This is a genomic window from Rhodococcus sp. (in: high G+C Gram-positive bacteria), assembly GCF_049299235.1.
Lineage (GTDB): Bacteria > Actinomycetota > Actinomycetes > Mycobacteriales > Mycobacteriaceae > Rhodococcus.
Map to the genome: position 1 here is coordinate 1 of NZ_JBAQXC010000265.1, position 2,121 is coordinate 2,121.

A 2,121-nucleotide genomic window follows, 5' to 3' on the forward strand; every position below is an offset into this window, starting at 1 on the left:
GCTGCAGACGCCCGCCGGGAACGTCCGCGCGATCGCCGGTGCGGCGACGGCGACCCTCGCGGTGCTCCTCGTCGTCGCAGCCGCCGTCCTGCATCGCGGCTACCACGACCGCGGCACGGCACTGCTCCTGTCGGTGTGTGCGACGCCGGCGGCGTTCACGACCGGGTTGCTCCTCGTACCGGGCGACTACGGCCTCCCGCACGTGCTGCTCGGGTCGGTCCTGACCGGTGCGGTCGCCGTGGTGGTTCTTCGTGTCGCCGCCGTCGGGACCGCGACGTTCACCGCTGTCGCGACGGTCGCCGCGATCTCCGCGGTCGCCGTGACGGTGGCGGTGTGCCTGCCCGTTCCGGTGGCCGCGGTCGGTGCCGGTCTCGTCCTCGCCGGGCTGCTCACCGCGACGTTCGCGCCGCGTATCGCGATGATGCTGGCGCGGCTTCCGTTGCCCCCGGTGCCTGCACCGGGTACTTCCCTCGATCCGGTGGTCATGGATCCCGACGACGCGAATCCGGCACCGACGTTCGACGAACTCGAAGCAGGCGCGGCCTCGGCCAGGTCGTACCTCACCGGTCTCGTCCACGCCGTCGTCGTGGTGACCGCGGCGGGGGCCTGGTGTGCGGCGATCCCCCGGGCCGGTGACGGAATTTCGTGGCCGGGTGTCGCGCTCGCGTGCGCCGCCGCGATCACGTTGATGTTCCGCGGTCGCACGCACGCGGGAGCGCAGACGGCCGCGCCGCTGGTACTCGGTGGAGGTGTCATCCTGGTCGGTCTGCTCGCCGGTGCCGCGGTCACCGACGCCGCGCCGCCCGTCGCGCTGTTCTCCGCCGCAAGCGTGCTGCTCGTCGGCGCCCTGGTCTTCGGGGTTGTCGCACCGCGGCGCACGTTCACACCGGTGCAGCGCCGCATCGCGGAAATCGTCGAGTACGCAGTCGTGGCGACGATCGTGCCGCTCGCCTGCTGGGTTCTCGGGCTCTACTCCGCCGTGCGCGGAATCTGACGTGCGGGCCCGCGCCCGGTCCGTGAGCATCGCTGTCGTCGCGGCCGGTGTACTCACCGGGGCAGTCGCACCCGCACATGCGGTGCCGCCCGGCATCGAACCCGGCGCGTTGCCCCCGGCCGGTACGCCGGCACCGCCGGAGCCGACCGAGCAACGCACCTTGTGCACGCAGGTACGCGAGGTCGCCGACGGCCCGCAGCCCCCGGCGTCCCAGCGCATTCTGGACTTCGCCTCCGTCTGGCCGCTCACCCGCGGCGCCGGACAGAAGGTCGCCGTCATCGACACCGGTGTGTCGCGGCACCCCCGGTTGCCGAACCTGGCCCCGGGCGGCGACTATGTCGGGGCCGGTGACGGCACCGACGATTGCGACGCGCACGGCACCCTTGTCGCAGGACTCATCGCGGCGAAGCCGGTGCCGGGGTCGGGATTCGCCGGGGGCGCACCCGATGTCGAGGTGATCGCGATCCGCCAGTCCAGCCGGAACTTCGCCGACCGCAGCCACCGCCCCGACGACGAGACCGCACGCAACTCTCCCGGATACGGGGACGTCCGGACCCTGGCAGCTGCGGTGCGCACCGCGGCAGACCTGGGCGCGACCGTCATCAACATCTCGGAGGTCGCGTGCGTGGCGGCCGCGGACGGCCTCGACGACCGTGCGCTCGGCGCCGCGGTCCAGTACGCAACCGACGTCCACAATGCTGTGGTGGTCGCGGCGGCGGGCAACACCGGTGACCTGTGCCGATCGTCGAATCCCGGCAGTGTCGATCCGCTGACTCCGGGCGGCGATCCGTGGTCCGCGGTCGCCACGATCGCGTCACCGGCGTGGTACGACGACTATGTGCTCACCGTCGCGGCGGTCGAGGACGACGGTTCTCCGTCGCCGTACAGTCTGCCGGGGCCGTGGGTGGATGTCGCCGCACCGGGCAGCGGTGTGGTGTCGCTGCATCCCACCTCCGACGGACTCGCCGATGCCTACCAGGGACAGGACGGACCGCAGCCGATCACCGGCACGAGTTTCGCGGCGCCGCTGGTCGCGGCGACGGTCGCCCTGGTCCGTGCCCGTCATCCCGAACTCGACGCCCGCGCCGTGATGGCGCGCATCGAGGCGACCGCGCACGCCCCGGCCG

General features: G+C 72.8%; 2 protein-coding genes. Both read left to right on the top strand.

Translation table 11 applies throughout. From position 1 onward, the window contains the following. A partial coding sequence (eccD, locus tag WAX14_RS15600) for a type VII secretion integral membrane protein EccD (protein WP_422628960.1) occupies positions 1 to 994 on the top strand: 994 nt, incomplete at its 5' end. A gap of 1 nt (position 995) precedes the next feature. Continuing rightward, the coding region (gene mycP, locus WAX14_RS15605; RefSeq protein WP_422628961.1) for a type VII secretion-associated serine protease mycosin at positions 996 to 2,121 on the top strand (1,126 nt) is incomplete at its 3' end.